This is a genomic window from Bacillus sp. ISL-75 (genome assembly GCF_018613095.1).
In genome coordinates, this window is record NZ_JAGGQX010000075.1 from 1 (window position 1) to 16,604 (window position 16,604).

The 16,604-nt window shown below is 37.6% G+C and carries 20 protein-coding genes and 1 riboswitch; of the genes, 10 read left to right on the plus strand and 10 right to left on the minus strand.

The window, feature by feature from the left end; all coding sequences use genetic code 11:
• Positions 1-291: 291 nt before the first annotated feature.
• Positions 292-990: a pyridoxamine 5'-phosphate oxidase family protein gene (locus tag J7E63_RS26295; RefSeq protein ID WP_215017898.1), complete on the plus strand. Its 699-nt coding sequence runs from the start codon at positions 292-294 to the stop codon at positions 988-990.
• Between the two features lie 77 nt (positions 991-1,067).
• A complete protein-coding gene (locus J7E63_RS26300; protein ID WP_215017901.1) occupies positions 1,068-1,454 on the plus strand; it encodes a VOC family protein in 387 nt (128 codons plus the stop codon).
• A 190-nt stretch (positions 1,455-1,644) separates the two neighbouring features.
• Here J7E63_RS26300 and J7E63_RS26305 read toward each other — a convergent pair whose 3' ends face one another.
• The 4 genes from J7E63_RS26305 to hxlA form a co-directional block, all read right to left on the minus strand.
• Entirely contained in the window at positions 1,645-2,130 is a 486-nt protein-coding gene (locus J7E63_RS26305; protein WP_308162025.1) for a thiamine phosphate synthase, read from the minus strand.
• Between the two features lie 103 nt (positions 2,131-2,233).
• A riboswitch (TPP riboswitch) is annotated at positions 2,234-2,342 on the minus strand.
• A gap of 143 nt (positions 2,343-2,485) precedes the next feature.
• Positions 2,486-3,256: an IclR family transcriptional regulator gene (locus tag J7E63_RS26310; protein ID WP_215017904.1), complete on the minus strand. Its 771-nt coding sequence runs from the start codon at positions 3,254-3,256 to the stop codon at positions 2,486-2,488.
• 356 nt (positions 3,257-3,612) lie between these two features.
• The gene (gene hxlB / locus J7E63_RS26315; protein WP_215017905.1) at positions 3,613-4,170 is read right to left on the minus strand and encodes a 6-phospho-3-hexuloisomerase; all 558 of its coding nucleotides are present in this window, start codon (positions 4,168-4,170) and stop codon (positions 3,613-3,615) included.
• Positions 4,171-4,188: 18 nt separating this feature from the next.
• Positions 4,189-4,830, minus strand: a complete 642-nt coding sequence (gene hxlA, locus J7E63_RS26320) for a 3-hexulose-6-phosphate synthase (RefSeq protein ID WP_215017907.1) — start codon at positions 4,828-4,830, stop codon at positions 4,189-4,191.
• A gap of 147 nt (positions 4,831-4,977) precedes the next feature.
• Here hxlA and J7E63_RS26325 point away from each other — a divergent pair, with 147 nt between their 5' ends.
• Complete coding sequence (locus J7E63_RS26325; RefSeq protein ID WP_215017909.1) at positions 4,978-5,343, plus strand: winged helix-turn-helix transcriptional regulator; 366 nt, start codon at positions 4,978-4,980, stop codon at positions 5,341-5,343.
• Positions 5,344-5,650: 307 nt separating this feature from the next.
• A complete protein-coding gene (locus J7E63_RS26330; RefSeq protein ID WP_251033788.1) occupies positions 5,651-7,264 on the plus strand; it encodes a trimethylamine N-oxide permease in 1,614 nt (537 codons plus the stop codon).
• A gap of 129 nt (positions 7,265-7,393) precedes the next feature.
• On the opposite strand, the gene J7E63_RS29900 is transcribed toward J7E63_RS26330, so the two are convergent.
• The 6 genes from J7E63_RS29900 to J7E63_RS26355 all read right to left on the minus strand — a co-directional run bounded on the left by J7E63_RS29900 (position 7,394) and on the right by J7E63_RS26355 (position 11,475).
• Positions 7,394-7,564, minus strand: a complete 171-nt coding sequence (locus tag J7E63_RS29900; protein WP_251033789.1) for a hypothetical protein — start codon at positions 7,562-7,564, stop codon at positions 7,394-7,396.
• Between the two features lie 3 nt (positions 7,565-7,567).
• The gene (locus J7E63_RS26335; protein ID WP_251033790.1) at positions 7,568-8,128 is read right to left on the minus strand and encodes a hypothetical protein; all 561 of its coding nucleotides are present in this window, start codon (positions 8,126-8,128) and stop codon (positions 7,568-7,570) included.
• A 31-nt stretch (positions 8,129-8,159) separates the two neighbouring features.
• Positions 8,160-9,116: a PDR/VanB family oxidoreductase gene (locus J7E63_RS30385; RefSeq protein WP_215017912.1), complete on the minus strand. Its 957-nt coding sequence runs from the start codon at positions 9,114-9,116 to the stop codon at positions 8,160-8,162.
• 18 nt (positions 9,117-9,134) lie between these two features.
• Positions 9,135-9,926, minus strand: coding sequence for a dimethylamine monooxygenase subunit DmmA family protein (locus tag J7E63_RS26345; RefSeq protein WP_285289978.1), 792 nt, complete (start codon positions 9,924-9,926; stop codon positions 9,135-9,137).
• A gap of 7 nt (positions 9,927-9,933) precedes the next feature.
• Positions 9,934-10,929, minus strand: coding sequence for a heme-dependent oxidative N-demethylase family protein (locus J7E63_RS26350; protein ID WP_251033791.1), 996 nt, complete (start codon positions 10,927-10,929; stop codon positions 9,934-9,936).
• Between the two features lie 132 nt (positions 10,930-11,061).
• Positions 11,062-11,475, minus strand: a complete 414-nt coding sequence (locus J7E63_RS26355; RefSeq protein ID WP_215017916.1) for a cupin domain-containing protein — start codon at positions 11,473-11,475, stop codon at positions 11,062-11,064.
• Between the two features lie 352 nt (positions 11,476-11,827).
• On the opposite strand from J7E63_RS26355, the gene ssuE reads away from it, so the two are divergent.
• The 6 genes from ssuE to J7E63_RS26380 all read left to right on the plus strand — a co-directional run bounded on the left by ssuE (position 11,828) and on the right by J7E63_RS26380 (position 16,593).
• Positions 11,828-12,355, plus strand: coding sequence for an NADPH-dependent FMN reductase (ssuE, locus tag J7E63_RS26360; RefSeq protein ID WP_215017919.1), 528 nt, complete (start codon positions 11,828-11,830; stop codon positions 12,353-12,355).
• A 294-nt stretch (positions 12,356-12,649) separates the two neighbouring features.
• Positions 12,650-12,847: a nucleotidyl transferase family protein gene (locus J7E63_RS29905; protein WP_251033792.1), complete on the plus strand. Its 198-nt coding sequence runs from the start codon at positions 12,650-12,652 to the stop codon at positions 12,845-12,847.
• Positions 12,841-13,215 (plus strand): hypothetical protein, encoded by a 375-nt coding sequence (locus tag J7E63_RS26365; protein WP_251033793.1) that lies wholly within the window; start codon positions 12,841-12,843, stop codon positions 13,213-13,215. The genes J7E63_RS29905 and J7E63_RS26365 overlap by 7 nt, the downstream gene beginning before the upstream one ends.
• Positions 13,216-13,389: 174 nt before the next feature.
• The gene (locus J7E63_RS26370; protein WP_215017968.1) at positions 13,390-14,667 is read left to right on the plus strand and encodes an ammonium transporter; all 1,278 of its coding nucleotides are present in this window, start codon (positions 13,390-13,392) and stop codon (positions 14,665-14,667) included.
• Between the two features lie 264 nt (positions 14,668-14,931).
• Positions 14,932-15,345 (plus strand): cupin domain-containing protein, encoded by a 414-nt coding sequence (locus J7E63_RS26375; RefSeq protein WP_215017922.1) that lies wholly within the window; start codon positions 14,932-14,934, stop codon positions 15,343-15,345.
• 18 nt (positions 15,346-15,363) lie between these two features.
• Entirely contained in the window at positions 15,364-16,593 is a 1,230-nt protein-coding gene (locus J7E63_RS26380) for an acyl-CoA dehydrogenase family protein (protein WP_251033794.1), read from the plus strand.
• Positions 16,594-16,604 lie beyond the last annotated feature (11 nt).

Below are 16,604 nucleotides of genomic sequence, written 5' to 3' on the forward strand. Positions count from 1 at the left end.
CGGGAGGAGTATGGCAAGCATACAAGTAAAAGATTTTAATTATACTAAACTAGGTATAATCAGTTATTCAATTATAGGGCGCATTTCTTGAGCAAGAAATGTGCTCTTTTTAATGTATAGGGCCAGATTGTGGAACAATACCATTTAGGAAATTAGGATCTCTATGTTAATCTAGAAGAGATTGTGAAAATTCATACTTAAACGATCGAACAAGGTGAGTGGGAGAAATGAATAATAACCTAGCATTTATGTGTTAAGATAATGCAGAATTAAAGAGAGGGTTGAAAGACAATGTCAAGAGGAGAACATCTACTACAAGAACAACATGGAACAACAAAGAAGGCTTCCTCTTTCTATGAAAATCAAATGCTTAATTACCTAAATGATAAGATGACAGAGTTTATATCTAACCAAAGTATGATGTTTATAGCAACATCTGATTCAAGGGGTAACTGTGACTCCTCTTTTAGAGCTGGCTCAATAGGTTTTGTACGGGTTATTGATGATAAAACATTAATATATCCTGGATATAAGGGGAATGGTGTTATGGCAAGTTTAGGGAACATTATTGAAAATCCCCATATCGGATTAATGTTTATAGATTTTTTTGAGTATTGCATTGGGTTACATGTTAATGGTAAAGCTTCTATTCTAGAGAATGGACAATTATCATCACTAAAAATGACAGAAAAGATAAAGAAGGATATTAAAGAAAAAGAAGGAAATAGACCCGAACGTTGGGTTCTTATCAAAGTTGATGAAGCCTATATTCACTGTTCAAAACATATCCCAAAACTAGAAAAGATGGACAAAAAAATATATTGGGGAACTGATGATGAAAAACAAAAGGGGGGAATTTCTTTAAAGCAAAACAAAGTAAAGAAGATTAAAAATAATATTCATTTATCGGGCGCAATTCTGAAACAAGAATTGTGCTTTTTCTTTATGTTTAGGGCCATTTTCTTGAATAAGAGAAGGGATTATTCGTAAGTAAATTGAAGTTAATCAGAAGATGTTATTTAGTTTAACATCGGGACGTACTACTCAACATTAAGGAGGGGTTTGAATTGAAGTTATTACAAATTAGACTGTTGGTTAATGATTTTAAAAAAAGCTCCAATTTTTACAAAGATTTATTAGGACTTCCAATAAGTTGGTATGAAGAAGAAATGGAATATGCACTTTTCAATAATGGAGAAATGAAAATCGAGCTTTTATCCCGAAAAGCCATGGAAGAAGTGGTCGGAGAGGAAAATAAATTTTTAGAAGGGGAATCTCAATCAAAATTTCTACTTCAATTTGAAGTAGAAGATGTTGATAAGACTTATAACCGTTTAAGAGAAAATGGGATTGAATTTATTACTAAACCACACGATCGTAAAGAATGGAGATCACGTATTGCACATTTTCGAGACCCAGATAGGAACCTTATTGAAATATATAAAATGCTGTAATTAATTAGGGATTTTTCAAAACTTATAGTAACTCCGCTTCAATTTATTCGAACGGAGTTATTTGTGTTGCTACCGATACGAATTACTAGAATAATTTTATACGAGAAAAAGGAGGAATTAACGTGAGAATAAAAATTGAAGAATATGAACTTCCCCATATAAAGAAGCTGTTGTCTATCAAATCTGGGAATTAGTGAAGGAGTCCGTGGCTATGGTACAACAACTCAGGAACCTCCATGGGAACAGAAATTGCCTTTGTCCATCCTGGTTTAGATTGGGAAGGGTAGACGTGGCCGAACAACACGTAATCCGTACCGTCCTGGAGAGCTTTTTCACCTTCATGATAAGAGTGAATGGAACTTCCCACCCTTAACTCCGGAAACGCTTTTTTTACTATTGCTGACTCTAAACTATGAAAGGCTAATTGGACCCCTGACACCCTTGTAGCGAAAGCGACATCCCCCCGGTCATTAATGATTATTTTTGATAGGGGGATATCTTTGGAAAGCAAATCCACCGCTTGAAAAAGTTCCCTTGCTGTTTTTTGCTTTTCCCGTAAGTGAATCGACGTTACATAGGGGTGTATATCGATTAAAATCTCCCGTAACTGCTCGATTGGCATCTTACCGTTTGAAATAATATGTAACTCTTTAGCTTTCGTTAAAATTCGCGTCACCCCTTAAAAAATTTCGCTAATTGAAACAAGTGAAAAACAAAAAAAACACTTTCCATGTAAGAAAGTGGTTTGATAATTTGAAATGATATGCGTGCGCACTCAAATATCCCGTTTTCCACTTCCCTACGCTGGTATTAACCAGATCAGGTTCATAGAGTCCCGAAGTAGCACTTCAATCTCAGCCCTTTAAAAAGGCACCTCTAGAGGATTTGTTTTCTATATTAATTTGTAATAATTACCTGCATGTATAATACTATCACCATTGTAAGAAATGTCGAATAATTATTAATACCTTAGATGAATAGTAGATAAGTATGACTGACTATTTATTAAAAAATTCGTTTTTAGAACAATATTATCTTAAAGCTTTTATCATGCCTATTCTCCATCCTAGTTCTTCTGAAATGGCATTTGCATATTTTAAAAGTGAATCAATTATTTTATTCAATTGATTATTTTGACTTGCCGAATTGATAGATAGACTAATGGATGCAGCTACAGTGTTATCCCATGAAAAAATTGGAGCTGCAATATTTGTTAGTCCCGTAGTCTTTTCACCAGGTGTTATGGAAAAACCATGTTGTTTGATTAATCTTAATTCTTCTTCTAAATCAGTCCTGTCCTTAACTATATCCTTTTCAGTTAGTTCTGTGATAATTTTGTCCCTCAGCCTAAAACTTAAATTAGCTAAAATCACCTTGTTGGCGGCATCAATGGATAGAGGTAGACGTATACACTCCACACCTGTATTAAAATTATAGATGGGATTTACTGAATTAACAGATTCGATTACTACCCCTTCGGATCCTTCAGCGATTGACAATCTCACATTTTCTTTCGTTTCATTCGATAATTTGATTAAAAAAGGTAAAGAAGCATTACGAACGGACATGTTTTCTCTAATGGAGAAACCTAATTCCATTATTTTAGTCCCGAGACGAAATCTTCGTGTTTCTCTATCTTGAACAACAAAGCCAACTTCGCACAAACAGTTAAGTAATCTGTGTACCGTCTGTACCGGGATCTTTAATTCTCGGCTTATTTCGGTTGTACTCCAATCTTCTTTTTCGCCATTTGGCTCTAATAGAGTTAGAAGCAACATTGATTTATGTATTACTCCGGACATTCCAATCATCCTCCTGTGTAGCAACTTTTACACAATCATAATAGTAAAATCCTTTGACAATATTTTGAATAGTTATGTAACATAATTTAACAACCATTTTTTATTGATGTAAAACAACTTCCCAAAAAATAACCCAAAAATTATAATTTTTGTTGTAAAAAATCTGGAGATAGACAAAGGGGAAATAGATTCAGACTGGATGTCAGGGGAATGAAGTAGCTTTCCTTCCCGAATGTAAGGTAAAAGTCCTACCGCCATTCTATAAAGTAGAACTACTAACAAACAAACAAAGAAAGAGGAGGTGAGCCCCTTATCTTTCTTTGTAGTGTTAAGTTACTATAGAAAATACTATAATATTATTCTAGATTTGCATGTCTACTAAACATAGTTGTCGAATCTAAATGCTTAATATCCATATATCTTAGGATTAAAGCATCAAAAAATAATAATAACGTTTGTTCAAACAGGGAACCCATCGGCTGAATCGTGTGATATTGACTGGTTTCTTTATCTTTCGGTGAGCCAGGTATCTGAACAGTCATGTCAACTAGCTTGCCAATGGTAGAATCAGGAGAAATCGTTACAAGCGCTACCTTAGCTCCAATGTTATTCGCTTTTTCTGCCATGGAAACCAATCCTCTCGTTTCACCGGAACCAGAGCAGATGATGAGTAAATCCCTATTTCCGATATTTGGAGTCACCGTTTCTCCGACTACATAGGCATCAATCCCCATGTGCATCATTCGCATGGCAAAGGACTTGGCCATTAGTCCGGATCTTCCTGCACCAGCTACAAAGACTTTTGATGATGTTGATATAGAATTGACTAATTGTTCGGCTTCAAAATCAGATATTTGAAGGGAAGAATAAGTAAGCTCTTCAATCACCTTTGTTAAATAGTAAGTGGTTTCCATTGCAATGACATCCTTACCTTAAACAAGTGCTTCTTGTTTAATTAGTTTCTGCATTTCGGAAGCAACAACTTTTTTATCTTTTTGACCAGTGATGCCACCTCCTACGATAATTAAGTCTGGTTGTGCCTCAATCACTTCTGGAAGTGTCTCTAATTTAATTCCACCTGCAACAGCGGTCTTTGCATTTTTAACGACACGTTTAATTGTTCTCAACTGTTCAAATGAATTTTCACCTGCAGCTTGAAGGTCATATCCAGTATGAACACATATGTAGTCAACACCGAGGGCATCGACCTCTTTTGCGCGCTGTTCAATATCTTTAACATTAATCATATCTACCAGAATTTTTGATCCTTGTTTCTTTGCTTCTTCTACCGCACCAATAATGGTTGCGTCATCTGTCGCCCCTAAAACCGTGACGATCCCCGCTCCTGCTTCGGATGCTTTCATCACTTCGTATCCACCAGCGTCCATCACTTTCAAATCGGCAAGAACAACTAAAGAGGGGAAAGCTTCTTTAATTGCTTTTACGGCATGAAGTCCTTCATTAATCACAACTGGAGTTCCAATCTCTACAATATCAATGTAGTCCTGAACCTCGTTTACTACTTGTTTTGCCTCTTCAATATTGACCAAATCTAGTGCTAATTGTAATTCCATGTTTATTCCTCCTAATAAATGTATTGAGTTTTCTTACAATTTCAATTATATTTTAAATATTCTAAAAAAAAAGTACGCACTTTAAAATCATATAGTGTAGAAAAATATACCGTAGGTTTAGAGTGTATTTAAAATGGGGTGAGGATATTGAGTCGTTTTGATGAAAAAACGTTTAACTGTGAAAAGGAATTAACCTTAAATGTCATCGGCGGAAAGTGGAAAATGCTGATTATGTGGCATTTAGGAAAGCATGGAGTGCTGCGTTTTAATCAATTAAAATCAATCATTCCAGACATAACACAAAGAATGCTTGTCAATCAATTGCGTGAACTAGAGGAAGATCTAATTATAAACCGTAAAGTTTATCCTGTGGTTCCGCCAAAGGTAGAATATTCCCTAACTGAACTAGGGCAGTCCTTAATGCCGATCCTGGAATCCATGTATGAATGGGGGAAAAACTATCGTTTAAAATATTTGGAACATACCAAGTTCTTAGAAGATGCGATTAAATAATCAATTAGAAATAAGAGTGCAATGTAAAAGGATCATCGATTACATTGTGCTCTTTTTTTGTGTGATTACTATCATACCTAAAGTAGTCGTTTCTTTTTAACTATCTTCATTGTAAGAAATGAATTTTTCTTAGGAATAATTCTCATTGTAATCTTTCCTCACACAAAAACGTTGATTTTCCTGAAAATTGAGAAAACTTAATTGGAGCCTATCTTTTTTTATGTAAAGATAGGGGAGTATTAAATAATAAATCCATTTGAGGTGAGAGTATGAGAGGAAAAGCAGTGGAGTGGGAGGTATGTTGCTTATGAGTGCTGAAAGAGAAATGGTAGTAGATTCATCGAGTACGCATGTGGAAAGCTCACTAGGTACGACTGGAGAACTGAAGAGAGAGATTACTTGGAAGGATGCGTTTTGGTTTGCCAGTGGAGTCCCTGCCTTAGTATTATTCTCTATTGGTGCTATCGCAGCTACTGTTGGGAATATCTCTTGGGTAGTTTGGGCATTATCGATCTTGATGGGTTTTCTTCAGGCATTCACTTATGCCGAAATTGCAGGCATGTTTCCAAATAAATCCGGGGGAGCATCCGTATATGGTGCCATGGCGTGGATTCGTTATTCAAAACTAATTGCTCCTTTATCGGTATGGTGCAATTGGGTCGCATGGTCCCCCGTATTAGCTCTTGGAACGCAGCTGGCATCAGGGTACGTATTAAGTATCTTTTTTTCCGATTCTGCCATAACGACATGGCAGCTTACCCTATTAAATTTGGATTGGATCAAGCAGGGTCTGTCCTTACGTATTAATGCCAGCTTTATGATAAGTGCTGCTTTTCTTTTACTGATTTTTGCCATCCAACATCGAGGAGCCCTCTCTGCTGCACGTCTACAAAAAGTACTGGCAATCGCTGCCCTTTTACCGTTACTATTAGTTGGAATCATCCCATTATTTACCCATGGAGTTTCAATCCATAACTTATTTCCTCTTCATCCATTGTCAGGTTCCTGGGATATGGGAGGATGGACATTAATGTTTGGAGGAATGTTTTTAGCCGCTTGGTCTACGTATGGATTCGAAACAGCCGTGTGTTATACAAGTGAATTAAAGAACCCGCAGAAAGACACCTATAAATCAATCTTTGCTTCGGGCTTACTTTGCATCGTTATCTTTACACTGGTGCCTTTTGTATTTCAAGATACTTTAGGGCTTAAAGGGCTGCTCGATCCGGATGTTGCAAGTGGTGCGGGTGTTAGTAAGGCGATGGCACATATGCTGGGTGGAGGTGTTATCATCGAAGGTCTTTTCGTCCTATTGTTAATCCTCTCATTAGTATTAGCGATTATGACCGCAATGGCCGGTTCATCCCGAACATTATACCAGGCTTCAGTTGATGGATGGTTCCCCAAGTACCTATCCTATGTTAATAAAAATGGTGCCCCGACTAAAGCGATGTGGACGGATTTAACTTTCAATATTATTTTGCTTTTGCTGTCGGATTATACATTTATACTTGCAATAGCAAATGTAAATTATATCATCTTTAACTTTCTCAATTTGAATGCTGGATGGATTCATAGGCTTGACCGTCCAAATTCGTCCCGTCCATATAAAGTGCCTATGTGGCTTTTAGTCACAAATATTGTCTTCGCTTTTGTCAATCTTATCTTTGTCGGAATGGGAGCGGATATATGGGGCGAAGGTACATTATGGACAGGTTTAATATGTGCCTCTCTTATTATTCCAGTGTTTCTATTTAGGCATTACGTAACCGACAAAGGGAAGTTTCCTGAAAGAATGCTGGAGGATATGGATATGAAGAATCCTTCGGTAGTAAAGAGGGCTGGCATTTGGCCATACGTAACCATCATTGCTGCGATTTTGTTCATCGTGATCGCTCATGAAATAGCTGTCTATCATTAAACAATCAGATTGATAAGTTCTGGCTAGAAGAATGTAAACGAGATTTCATATTTGAAATCTCATTTGCATTTTTATAGAGAAAGTGAAAAGTCCCTAATGGTAAATCAGGGACACTTTATGCATAGGTTTCTATGCCATAGAGATATATAGACTTGTCGTAGGCGATGGGGCAATTGAATGAGTGACCATTTGAAAAGCTTCTGTTATTTCAATCTTGCGATATGTTTCGACCGCCCGACCGGCGACCATTAGTGTCTTTCGATAATCAATCAGCTGGCCGTATTGATCCGGTTCAAACATCTCTCAGGATCTTTTAAACGAAGAAAAGACATAGCCTTCTGCAGCCGGGCAGCTTTTAATATAAACGTCATGATTTTGAACTCTCCCAGTAGGAGAGTAAGCGATGGCGCTTTTTATCCGTAGTTTGGCGCTGCTGATTGTTTCAGGTAAAAATGTAGCTCGAGAAGGTGCAATGTCTTCGACGAGCAACCTAGTTATATGACGGTCATTAACGGCTTCAAGAATTTGTTCGGGATCATCCTCTATAATCACTTCCTTATTGGGCGTCCACACATCCATCCAGTAATGGTCCATATGTTGTTTCCCTACATGGAAAATAAAAAATTCGGGATAGATTCGGAGTTTTCCAGGTTCGTTTCCAAGCAATGGGCGATGGAAATCATAAAATTTCGTTATGGCAGCCATAAGGAGAGCGCTTGCCCCAGCACTCCCACCTGATTGGCGAACCACAATTCCTAGGCGATCCTGTTCATTAAATCCAGGAAATATATCCATGAGAGTGCTCTTTACACCATTAATCATAATATCGAAATCATTCGTTTGAACGACAGATGTAGTGTGCATTTCTTATAGCCCCTTTTTATTTTCACTTTATCTATAAGTCTAAAACAAGACAACCATGTTTAGCCCTTGATACACAAGGCAATATGACATTCCCTTCCTTTTTATCAGAATCAGACAGAAAGAAGTCTCTGTGGTCAATATCCCCAGCGAGTACATCGATTTGGCAACTGCCGCATCCGCCGATTTTACATGAATACGGAGCTTGAATATTATGTTTAAGGAGGGTTTCCAACAAACTTTCTTCCTTCGTTACAGTCAGTATTTGATTGCTTTTATTTAACTTCACCTGAAAATCGTGCTGTGGACCAAAATCAGGGGGGGTAAAGAGTTCAAAGTGAATGCTATTTTCGGGATATCCATATGTTTTTGCTGCATTGGCATATTCTTTCATCATTGACTCTGAACCGCAAAAGTAGACATGTGTTCCCACTGGTTTATTTTTCATAAGGTCAGTAGTCATTTTCTTCCTATCTTTTGAAAAATAGAAATGAGTTTCGTCTGGATAAGTATTAGCTAAGAAATCATGAAAGGCACACAATTCCCTTGAAGGAGCTGCATAATGCAACTCAAAGGTCATTCCTTTCCTTTTTAAGTCCGCTGCCATTGCTAAAAAAGGTGTAATTCCGATTCCTGCAGCAAAGAAGACATGATGTTTGGCACGGAAACTTAGGGGAAAGTGGTTTTTGGGATAGCTAATATGAAGCTTATCTCCAATTTCTACTTGATCGTGCCAATAAATAGAACCTCCTTTCGACTGTTCACTACGTCGAATCGCAATTTGAAAGTGGGAAGTGATATCAGAGTCAGTTGTCAGCGAATAGTGGCGCTCAATCAGACCTTGTTCAGTCATTAAATAGGTGGTGATATGAGATCCTCCACTAAATCGTGGCAGCGGTGAACCGTTTGCCGTTACCAGGCTGAAACTTTTAACCGTTGGTGATTCAAGATTAATCTCATCTACAATAACATCAATTGTTTGAGTAGCCACTTTATTTCCTCCTTCATGTTAAATTTTTAAATATCCGAGATATGCATCAAGTCTTTTTGAGTAGTGAACAGAAACATCCAGAGTAGCACTGCAATGTTCGCAAACAAAATCATGCCCGACATCCACTTTTCTGTTTATTTGATAACACTTCACACAAAATACCCACTCATCTTTCGGTCCAATTCCGTTGAATAGGATTTCCTCATCCGTAAATCCTTCTTGATAAGCCATCTCCTTCACTTTGTTCATCATGGACCATTGACCAGCAATATAAAGTTTCGTACCCATCACTTGGACTTGAAGGATAGGGGAAATCTCTTGTTCGGTAAATGATGATACAATATGAATACGATTAGGAAGAATTTTTTGAAGGAACCACTTTTTTTCTAAATGGGTTCGATTTAAATTTATATAGAGGAACATTTCAATTTTACTTAAGTTTAAATAATAAATTATTGCTAAACTATCAAATAAAGTTGCTTCATCAATAAATAACAAGACTTTATTTGTCATAGACGCAAGCTTTGAAATTGTATGATTTAATGATTCAAGCCCCATAAACGATTCACTTGTTGTTGAAGAGTCCATTTGTTGTTTAGTTGGTTCATGGTAAAAAAGCCGGTATAAATTTTGATCTTTTGAAATTTCTACATAATGACTACGGAGCTGAATAAATTCAGCTCCATTCCATTCTTGAGTGTTTTTTAAAATGCCAACTTTTTGAGGGAACGCCCCATCTAGCAGCTTTACTTCCGTTGAATACACATTTTCATATAACCTCTCTTCAAGAGAAAACTGATACTGGATCATGTTCACTTTATTCCCCCTGTTTTACCTGTAAGGTCTGTTCTAAATATTCAATAAGTTGATTTTTGTAGCTAATAAATCCTTTGTATTGAGAGATATAGTCAGGTAAATCGCTTAAGACACGATAAAAGCGATTGATCCATTTTTCATTTTCACTTAGCTGGTTCACTGATCGTAAATGGGTGTGAATGCTGAATAAAATCCCATTACTTCTTGGGAGACGGAATAATCTTTGATCTTCCACTCTTAAGTGAACGAGCTGACCAATATTTTCAGTAGTTAAGTTTTCTTTTTTAACTCCCCATTCATCAAAATTTTCAGGGAATGTATCTAGGATGGGATCGACTGTTAAGGTCCAGTTCAATCGGGTCCAAGGGTTGCCTGCTTCCATTCTTAAAAGAAAATTACGCACTTTTTCTGCTAAGCCGCTATCTGAAAAGTGCGGTACTGGTGAATGAAATTCTGTATAACTCATACCAAGATTAAATGCGATTGACCAGTTTGCTGGGAAACATAGCTGCCCAGCATCCATATAAAGATCACCATCTCTTTGGGCAATATAAATCAAATCTTCTTGAACATGACAGCCGATAAAGTCTAATGGCTCATACGGCAAGCTGGAGGAATCCCCAAAAATAAAAGTATGGTTTTCATCTAATAATCGATTATAAAACGTCCAGCAATTATTATTTTTCTCTATACTGAAATTGTTAGGGTATAATGTGGTTAATTCGTTCAAAATCATCTCTAAAATTTCCCATTGTGCTTCTAACGAGTGTGAAAAAGACTGATATGCCTGGTCTTTTTTAGTATTTAAAATTTGTCGCTTAAGTTTTATCTCTTCACAATATTCTGGAGTAATCTCAAGTAAAAAAGGTGGATCCAGTGCTTCAGAATTATTGGAATATCGATATGAGTCTCCTTTAAAAGGGAAGGGGAAGTGTTCCAGGATAGATTGATTTCTCATTTTTTTTCTTAAATCTATTGGGTTATCATAAATGGACATTACTTATCCCTCCTGACAGATAGATTGGTTTATATAGAATGAGCATTCTAAGCGGGAATACCTGACCTAGAATGCTCGTTTTTCTTACTGAATCTTAGTATTTGACCTAGTTTTTACTATAATATTTTGATCTTACATAAAAGCAGGTTCTGGTAAACGATGACCAGTATAAATGGCTTCCCCATCACTTTCTTTATCAAAAATAACCGTTGTTTCAGGAGTAAAGATTAATACGTCCCCAGCTTCTGCCACATATTTTATCCCTTGATCGTCGCGTACAACAATTTTTCCGTGTATTATGACCTTTTCTTCCAAATAGGTATAGGTGAATTCAAAATCTTCCGAAGGTTGCATAGAAAAGTAACCCATGGATAAGGCATTTTCTTTTGAACAAATTGGTACATCAATAATTTGGCTTTTTAATGCTGGAATTCCCAGTAGTCCGTTCAGCTCTTTTTTTTCAAAAGTACCTGCTTTGATTAGCTGGACACCTGGCTTCGCGCTTAAATAATGGAATTTCTCTTTTGTTACTGTTTTTTCACTCATTTTCTTCACCTCGAAAAAATTTTTTCCATAAAGATTTAAATGTTGTCATACTTGCCTTCGGTGTCATTCTTTTTAAAAAGCTTTATTGATTGGAATAAAAATATAATTACATATTCACCATGAAAAACCCACTTGATTTTCTTGATTATTGGGATAATTTTGAATTATATGTCAATATATCTAACACAGAATGCACTTTTAGTGATCTTCTATTTAAAAAAAAACGGAGATTGTAAGATTTTGTAACGTACAATTTCATATCATCCTACTATTTAGGAAAAGTCTGTTTATTTATTTTATAACCTGTGTGAATATTAGCTCATTAAAAAATGGGAAAAGAGGAGAGGATCTAATGAAAAAAGTGGTCATTATTTCAGGAAGCCCATCACGATTTTCACGGTTAAATGGAGTTTTAGATTATGTCCACACGGTTTTAGAACAAAGAGTGCTCCAGGTACAAACCATTCAAGTGTGCCAGTTTCCAGCAGAGGATTTATTACATGCCCGATTTGATAGTAATGAAATACAAAAAGCAAATCTATTAGTCGAACAAGCTGAGGCTATTATTATTGCCACACCGGTATATAAAGCTTCATTTAGTGGGATTCTGAAAGCTTATCTGGATTTACTGCCACAAGAAGTATTCGTTAATAAGGTCATTTTACCAATTGCAATTGGCGGAACGGCAGTCCATCTACTAATGCTAGAATATGCACTTAAACCGGTGCTCTCTATCCTTGGAGCTACAATAATAGGAAAAGGAGTTTTTATCCAAGATACCCAAGTAGGCTTGAACGAATATGGAAAGACGGAAATCGCTCAAGAAATTAATAATCGTTTAGATCATTCACTTAATCAACTTATAGGGATAACTATATAAAGGTACAAAAGTAATTGTATGGTTAAGCAGCCTTTCTCCAGATACTCGTTTGTTGGCACAACTCACTAACTTATCAAACTTCTATATAATCAAATGTTAGAATACATAACATTGAATTCGTTATTTTCTCAATATTCGGGAAAATAAAGTAGGATTTTCTAGCAACTTATGTGATTATATGAGTAATCGTAAGATAAATGGTTAGTGATGTAATATTTATTGACATTAAGAGGTGATGGGTTTGAACGGGTAGACTGGTGAATGGGGCTACTAGAATGAAAAGGATGGATGGAATTGCGAGTACTTAAAGATAAGACGTTAAAACTTACCGCTTCAGTATTGACGATAGGAGCGCTTGATGGAGTCCACAAAGGACATCAGACGCTGATCATAGGAGCGAAAATGCGTGCAAGAAAGTTTAATGTACCTCTGGTTGTTTATACGTTTGATCCGCCGCCCCAGGTTTATTTTAAAAAGAGACTCTTTTGTTAACACCTTTAGCTGAAAAAATAAAATGGCTAAGACTGCTTGGTGTCGATTATGTCATTGTAGCACCTTTCAACGCTAATTTTATGGGAAGAGAAGTTCATTCCTTCCTAACAGAACTTGCTGATTTAAATCCATTAGAAATATGGGAGGGACAAGATTTTCAGTTTGGTAAGAATCGAGAGGGAGATGTAAATACTTTACGTAAACATTTCTCTGTCCAAGTTTTGGAACCCATTCGTTGTAGTTCGGGAGAGATTATTTCTTCTAGTAGAATACGTTTACTAATTATGGAAGGAATGATTAGTCAAGCCGAACAGCTATTGGGTTGGAAGAGGTTATCTCCAGATTTGGCAGGTGGTAACTATTTATAGATATCACCATTCTATTTCTCTAGAATTCCATTAAAAAATAAATCTGTCATGTATTAAAGGGAGGGGCAATATATGCTTAAATTGTTGAAAAAAAGGAATTATTTATTTATTTTCATCATGGCACTCATTTTTAGTTTTCCATTAAATGCTTTTGCTGCCGGACCAGGGCCGAAAATTGATACTGGAGATACGGCGTGGATGATTGTTGCGACAGCTCTTGTTATTTTCATGCATGTTCCAGGTTTGGCACTCTTCTATGGGGGGCTGGTCAGTGAACGGAATGTCATATCGACCATGATGCATAGTTTTGTAAGTCTTTTAATTGTTAGTGTTGTTTGGGTTTTATGGGGATATACCTTGAGCTATGGCACCGATATTGGAGGTTTAATCGGTGGTCTTGATTTCCTCGGTTTTAAAGATGTTGGGGGAGAACCGGCGCTTGGCATATTAACAATCCCGCATTATCTGTTTGCTATGCTACAAATTGCCTATGCGGCTATTACCGTAGCTATTATCTCCGGTGGGATAGCAGGGCGGATTTCATTTTCCGCATGGGTGATATTCGCTGCCCTTTGGCCTACGATTGTTTACGCTCCAATGGCCCACTGGGTTTGGGGAGGCGGCTGGCTATACAAGATGGGAGAGCTTGATTTTGCAGGTGGTACAGTTGTTCACATTCTGTCAGGTGTTAGTGCACTTGTAGCGGCTTTAATGATCGGACCAAGAAAAGGATATCTTTCACATGAACACAAACCACACAATATTGTGCTCTTCTTATTCGGGGCTACTACTCTATGGTTTGGCTGGTTCGGTTTTAATGGTGGAAGCGCACTGGCTTCCGGCTCTATCACATCGCTTGCCTTTGCAACTACCCATATAGCCGCGGCCGCAGCTGGAATAAGCTGGCTTCTGATAGAATGGAAATTACGCAAACGCCCGACTCTAATTGGGACAGTTACTGGGGCCATTTCCGGACTGGTGGCGATTACTCCGGCCGCCGCGTATGTAACGATTCCGTCCGCGTTAATAATTGGTATACTTGCTGCACCTGTTTGCTATTTTAGTATTTTCTTCTTAAAGGCTCGTTTAAAGTATGATGATACATTGGATGCATTTGGTGTGCATGGAATGGCTGGTATTTGGGGAGCTCTTGCAACAGGTATTTTTGCAACAAAGGATGTGAACGCAGCCGGGAATAATGGGTTGTTATATGGTAACCCAGAACAGCTTCTTCATCAATGTGTTGGTGTAGCTGTAGCGATTCTTTTAGCATCAGTAGGAACTTTGGTTGTTTTGAAAGTGATCAGCATATTTACACCGTTACGTGTAAAAGAAGAAGAAGAGCTGCTTGGTTTGGATTTAAGTTTTCATGAAGAGCAAGCATATACGAATATTAGCATAGCACCTGATTTGAATACCATAAGTACTCCAAAGAAGGAAATCCTTTCATAGAATTTTATTCTATCAAAGTGGAAAGGAAGGAGCCGGTCTGAAATCCGACTTGGATTTTTGGGCCGGCTTTTTTTGTAAGATTAGTTAAATGCTCTGACAAGAAAAGCTTTTATTCTAAAGAAACAAAATAATTTATCTTTTATGTTATGTTTCCTTACATGAAAACAGACATTTTCCTGAAAATTGAGAAAACTCTGTTGGAGCGGAATTTTTTTTATGTCATGATAGGGGTGTATTAAATATATCCATTATGAGGTGAAGAGGATGAATGAAAAAACGTTGACAAAAACGGAATTCAATTACTTAAGCCAAAAGCCAGGTGTTCAATTAATCAAAGCCCGTACTTATGAAAAAAAAGAACTGAACGGACTACTGGGAATCCCCGCATTAAAAAGCCAAATTATTGATGTACCAATTTGTTCAAAAGAAAATGCTTTATCCATGGGTTACTTTTCTATGAAGCCTTCGGAAGATTTTGAATTTACCTATACGTATTTAGAGGTGAAGGTGATTTTAAAAGGGAAGATCGTTGTCCGTGATGACAAGGGCGAAAAGCATGTGGCCGAAGCAGGAGATGTCTTAATTTTTACGCCTGAAACAACGGTTATTTTTGATAAAGAAAGTGATGGGGAAGCCATTTATACCGGACACAGATTACCTGAACCTGCTTTTATGTAAGTTAAAATTTGGAAGGGAATGAATACATTGACGGATACGAATGTTGTTGTAGATGAAGGTGTAATGAAGGTACCGGATTGGTGGTCATGTCCTATCGGTTTTGAAGAACTTCAAAATAAAGCGCATTTGATTGGAAAAAGTGAACTATTACCTCGTGCTTCCATTTCAGATCAAGAAGGAATGTACCCTCGTCAAAGTCTTCAGGCAATCGCGAAATCGGGTTATGGTGCATTTACTCTCCCAGTTGAAGCGGGGGGAGCAGGTTATGGCTTAACTGGTTTTGCCGTATTAGCCGAAACGTTTGCCCAATATTGTGCTTCTTCTACTATGTGTTGGGTAATGCATACAGCTGCGGTACATACATTGTATTCTGCAGGAACTGAAGAACAACGTCAACGTTTGATCCCGGCTGTATTGGAAGGGAAGATTGGCGGGCTAGCGTTTAGTGAGCCAGACACAGGAAGTCACTTTTGGAATGTGGTAAGTGAAGCCCCTCGAGTAGATGGAGGGTACCTGTTGAATGCGGACAAATCATTTGTGACAAGCGCTGGTGAAGCAGACTGGTATATCGTTTGTACCAATTCACCAGACAGTACGAAATCGGATAAGCTGATGTTTTTGTTAGTGGAGGATTATCAAGATGGTGTTGAATCCTTCCCATTTTCCGCCATGGGGCTGCGTGGGAATTCCAGTGGTCCAATGAAATTTAAGAATGTTATGGTCCCTGTGGAAAATCGAGTTGGGGATGAAGGGGGAATGAACAGATATAACGATAATGTGATTGATCCGTTATTTTTGTTAGGAACGAGTGCTTGCTGGATCGGGATTTCTCAAGGAGCCATTAACGCAGCTATTGACAGTGCAAAGAAAAAAGTGCATAAAGACACTGGAAAAGCAGTAGCTGGGTATCAGGTCATTCGCCATGAACTAGCAAAATCTCAGATTATAGTAGATAGTGCTAGGAGTATGCTTTTCCGTGTGAGTGAAGCGATGGATCGATGTATCAAAAATGAGGAAGAGTTATCAAAATGCTTATATCCGCTCTGGGAGTTAAAAACACAAGCTGCGGATATTGTCATTCAGGTGACTAATCAGGCCCTGCAAGTTTCGGGTGGACGAGGATATCTCACCGGGCAAGTGGAAAAGTACTTACGGGATGGTCGAGCGGGGGCATTAATGGGACCTACCAATGAAATTCTACGAGAATGGATTGGCCGCACGTTAATTGAAGTCCCATGGTTTGAGTAGAAAACCAGTAT

Coding starts and splice junctions, on each gene's coding strand:
- J7E63_RS26380 (WP_251033794.1), top strand. CDS start 15,364: ATGAATACATTGACGGATACGAATGTTGTTGTAGATGAAGGTGTAATG.
- J7E63_RS26350 (WP_251033791.1), bottom strand. CDS start 10,929: ATGTCCATTTATGATAACCCAATAGATTTAAGAAAAAAAATGAGAAAT.
- J7E63_RS26345 (WP_285289978.1), bottom strand. CDS start 9,926: ATGATCCAGTATCAGTTTTCTCTTGAAGAGAGGTTATATGAAAATGTG.
- J7E63_RS26295 (WP_215017898.1), top strand. CDS start 292: ATGTCAAGAGGAGAACATCTACTACAAGAACAACATGGAACAACAAAG.
- J7E63_RS26375 (WP_215017922.1), top strand. CDS start 14,932: ATGAATGAAAAAACGTTGACAAAAACGGAATTCAATTACTTAAGCCAA.
- J7E63_RS29900 (WP_251033789.1), bottom strand. CDS start 7,564: ATGTTTGAACCGGATCAATACGGCCAGCTGATTGATTATCGAAAGACA.
- J7E63_RS26355 (WP_215017916.1), bottom strand. CDS start 11,475: ATGAGTGAAAAAACAGTAACAAAAGAGAAATTCCATTATTTAAGCGCG.
- hxlA (WP_215017907.1), bottom strand. CDS start 4,830: ATGGAATTACAATTAGCACTAGATTTGGTCAATATTGAAGAGGCAAAA.
- hxlB (WP_215017905.1), bottom strand. CDS start 4,170: ATGGAAACCACTTACTATTTAACAAAGGTGATTGAAGAGCTTACTTAT.
- ssuE (WP_215017919.1), top strand. CDS start 11,828: ATGAAAAAAGTGGTCATTATTTCAGGAAGCCCATCACGATTTTCACGG.
- J7E63_RS26330 (WP_251033788.1), top strand. CDS start 5,651: ATGAGTGCTGAAAGAGAAATGGTAGTAGATTCATCGAGTACGCATGTG.
- J7E63_RS26310 (WP_215017904.1), bottom strand. CDS start 3,256: ATGTCCGGAGTAATACATAAATCAATGTTGCTTCTAACTCTATTAGAG.
- J7E63_RS26335 (WP_251033790.1), bottom strand. CDS start 8,128: ATGCACACTACATCTGTCGTTCAAACGAATGATTTCGATATTATGATT.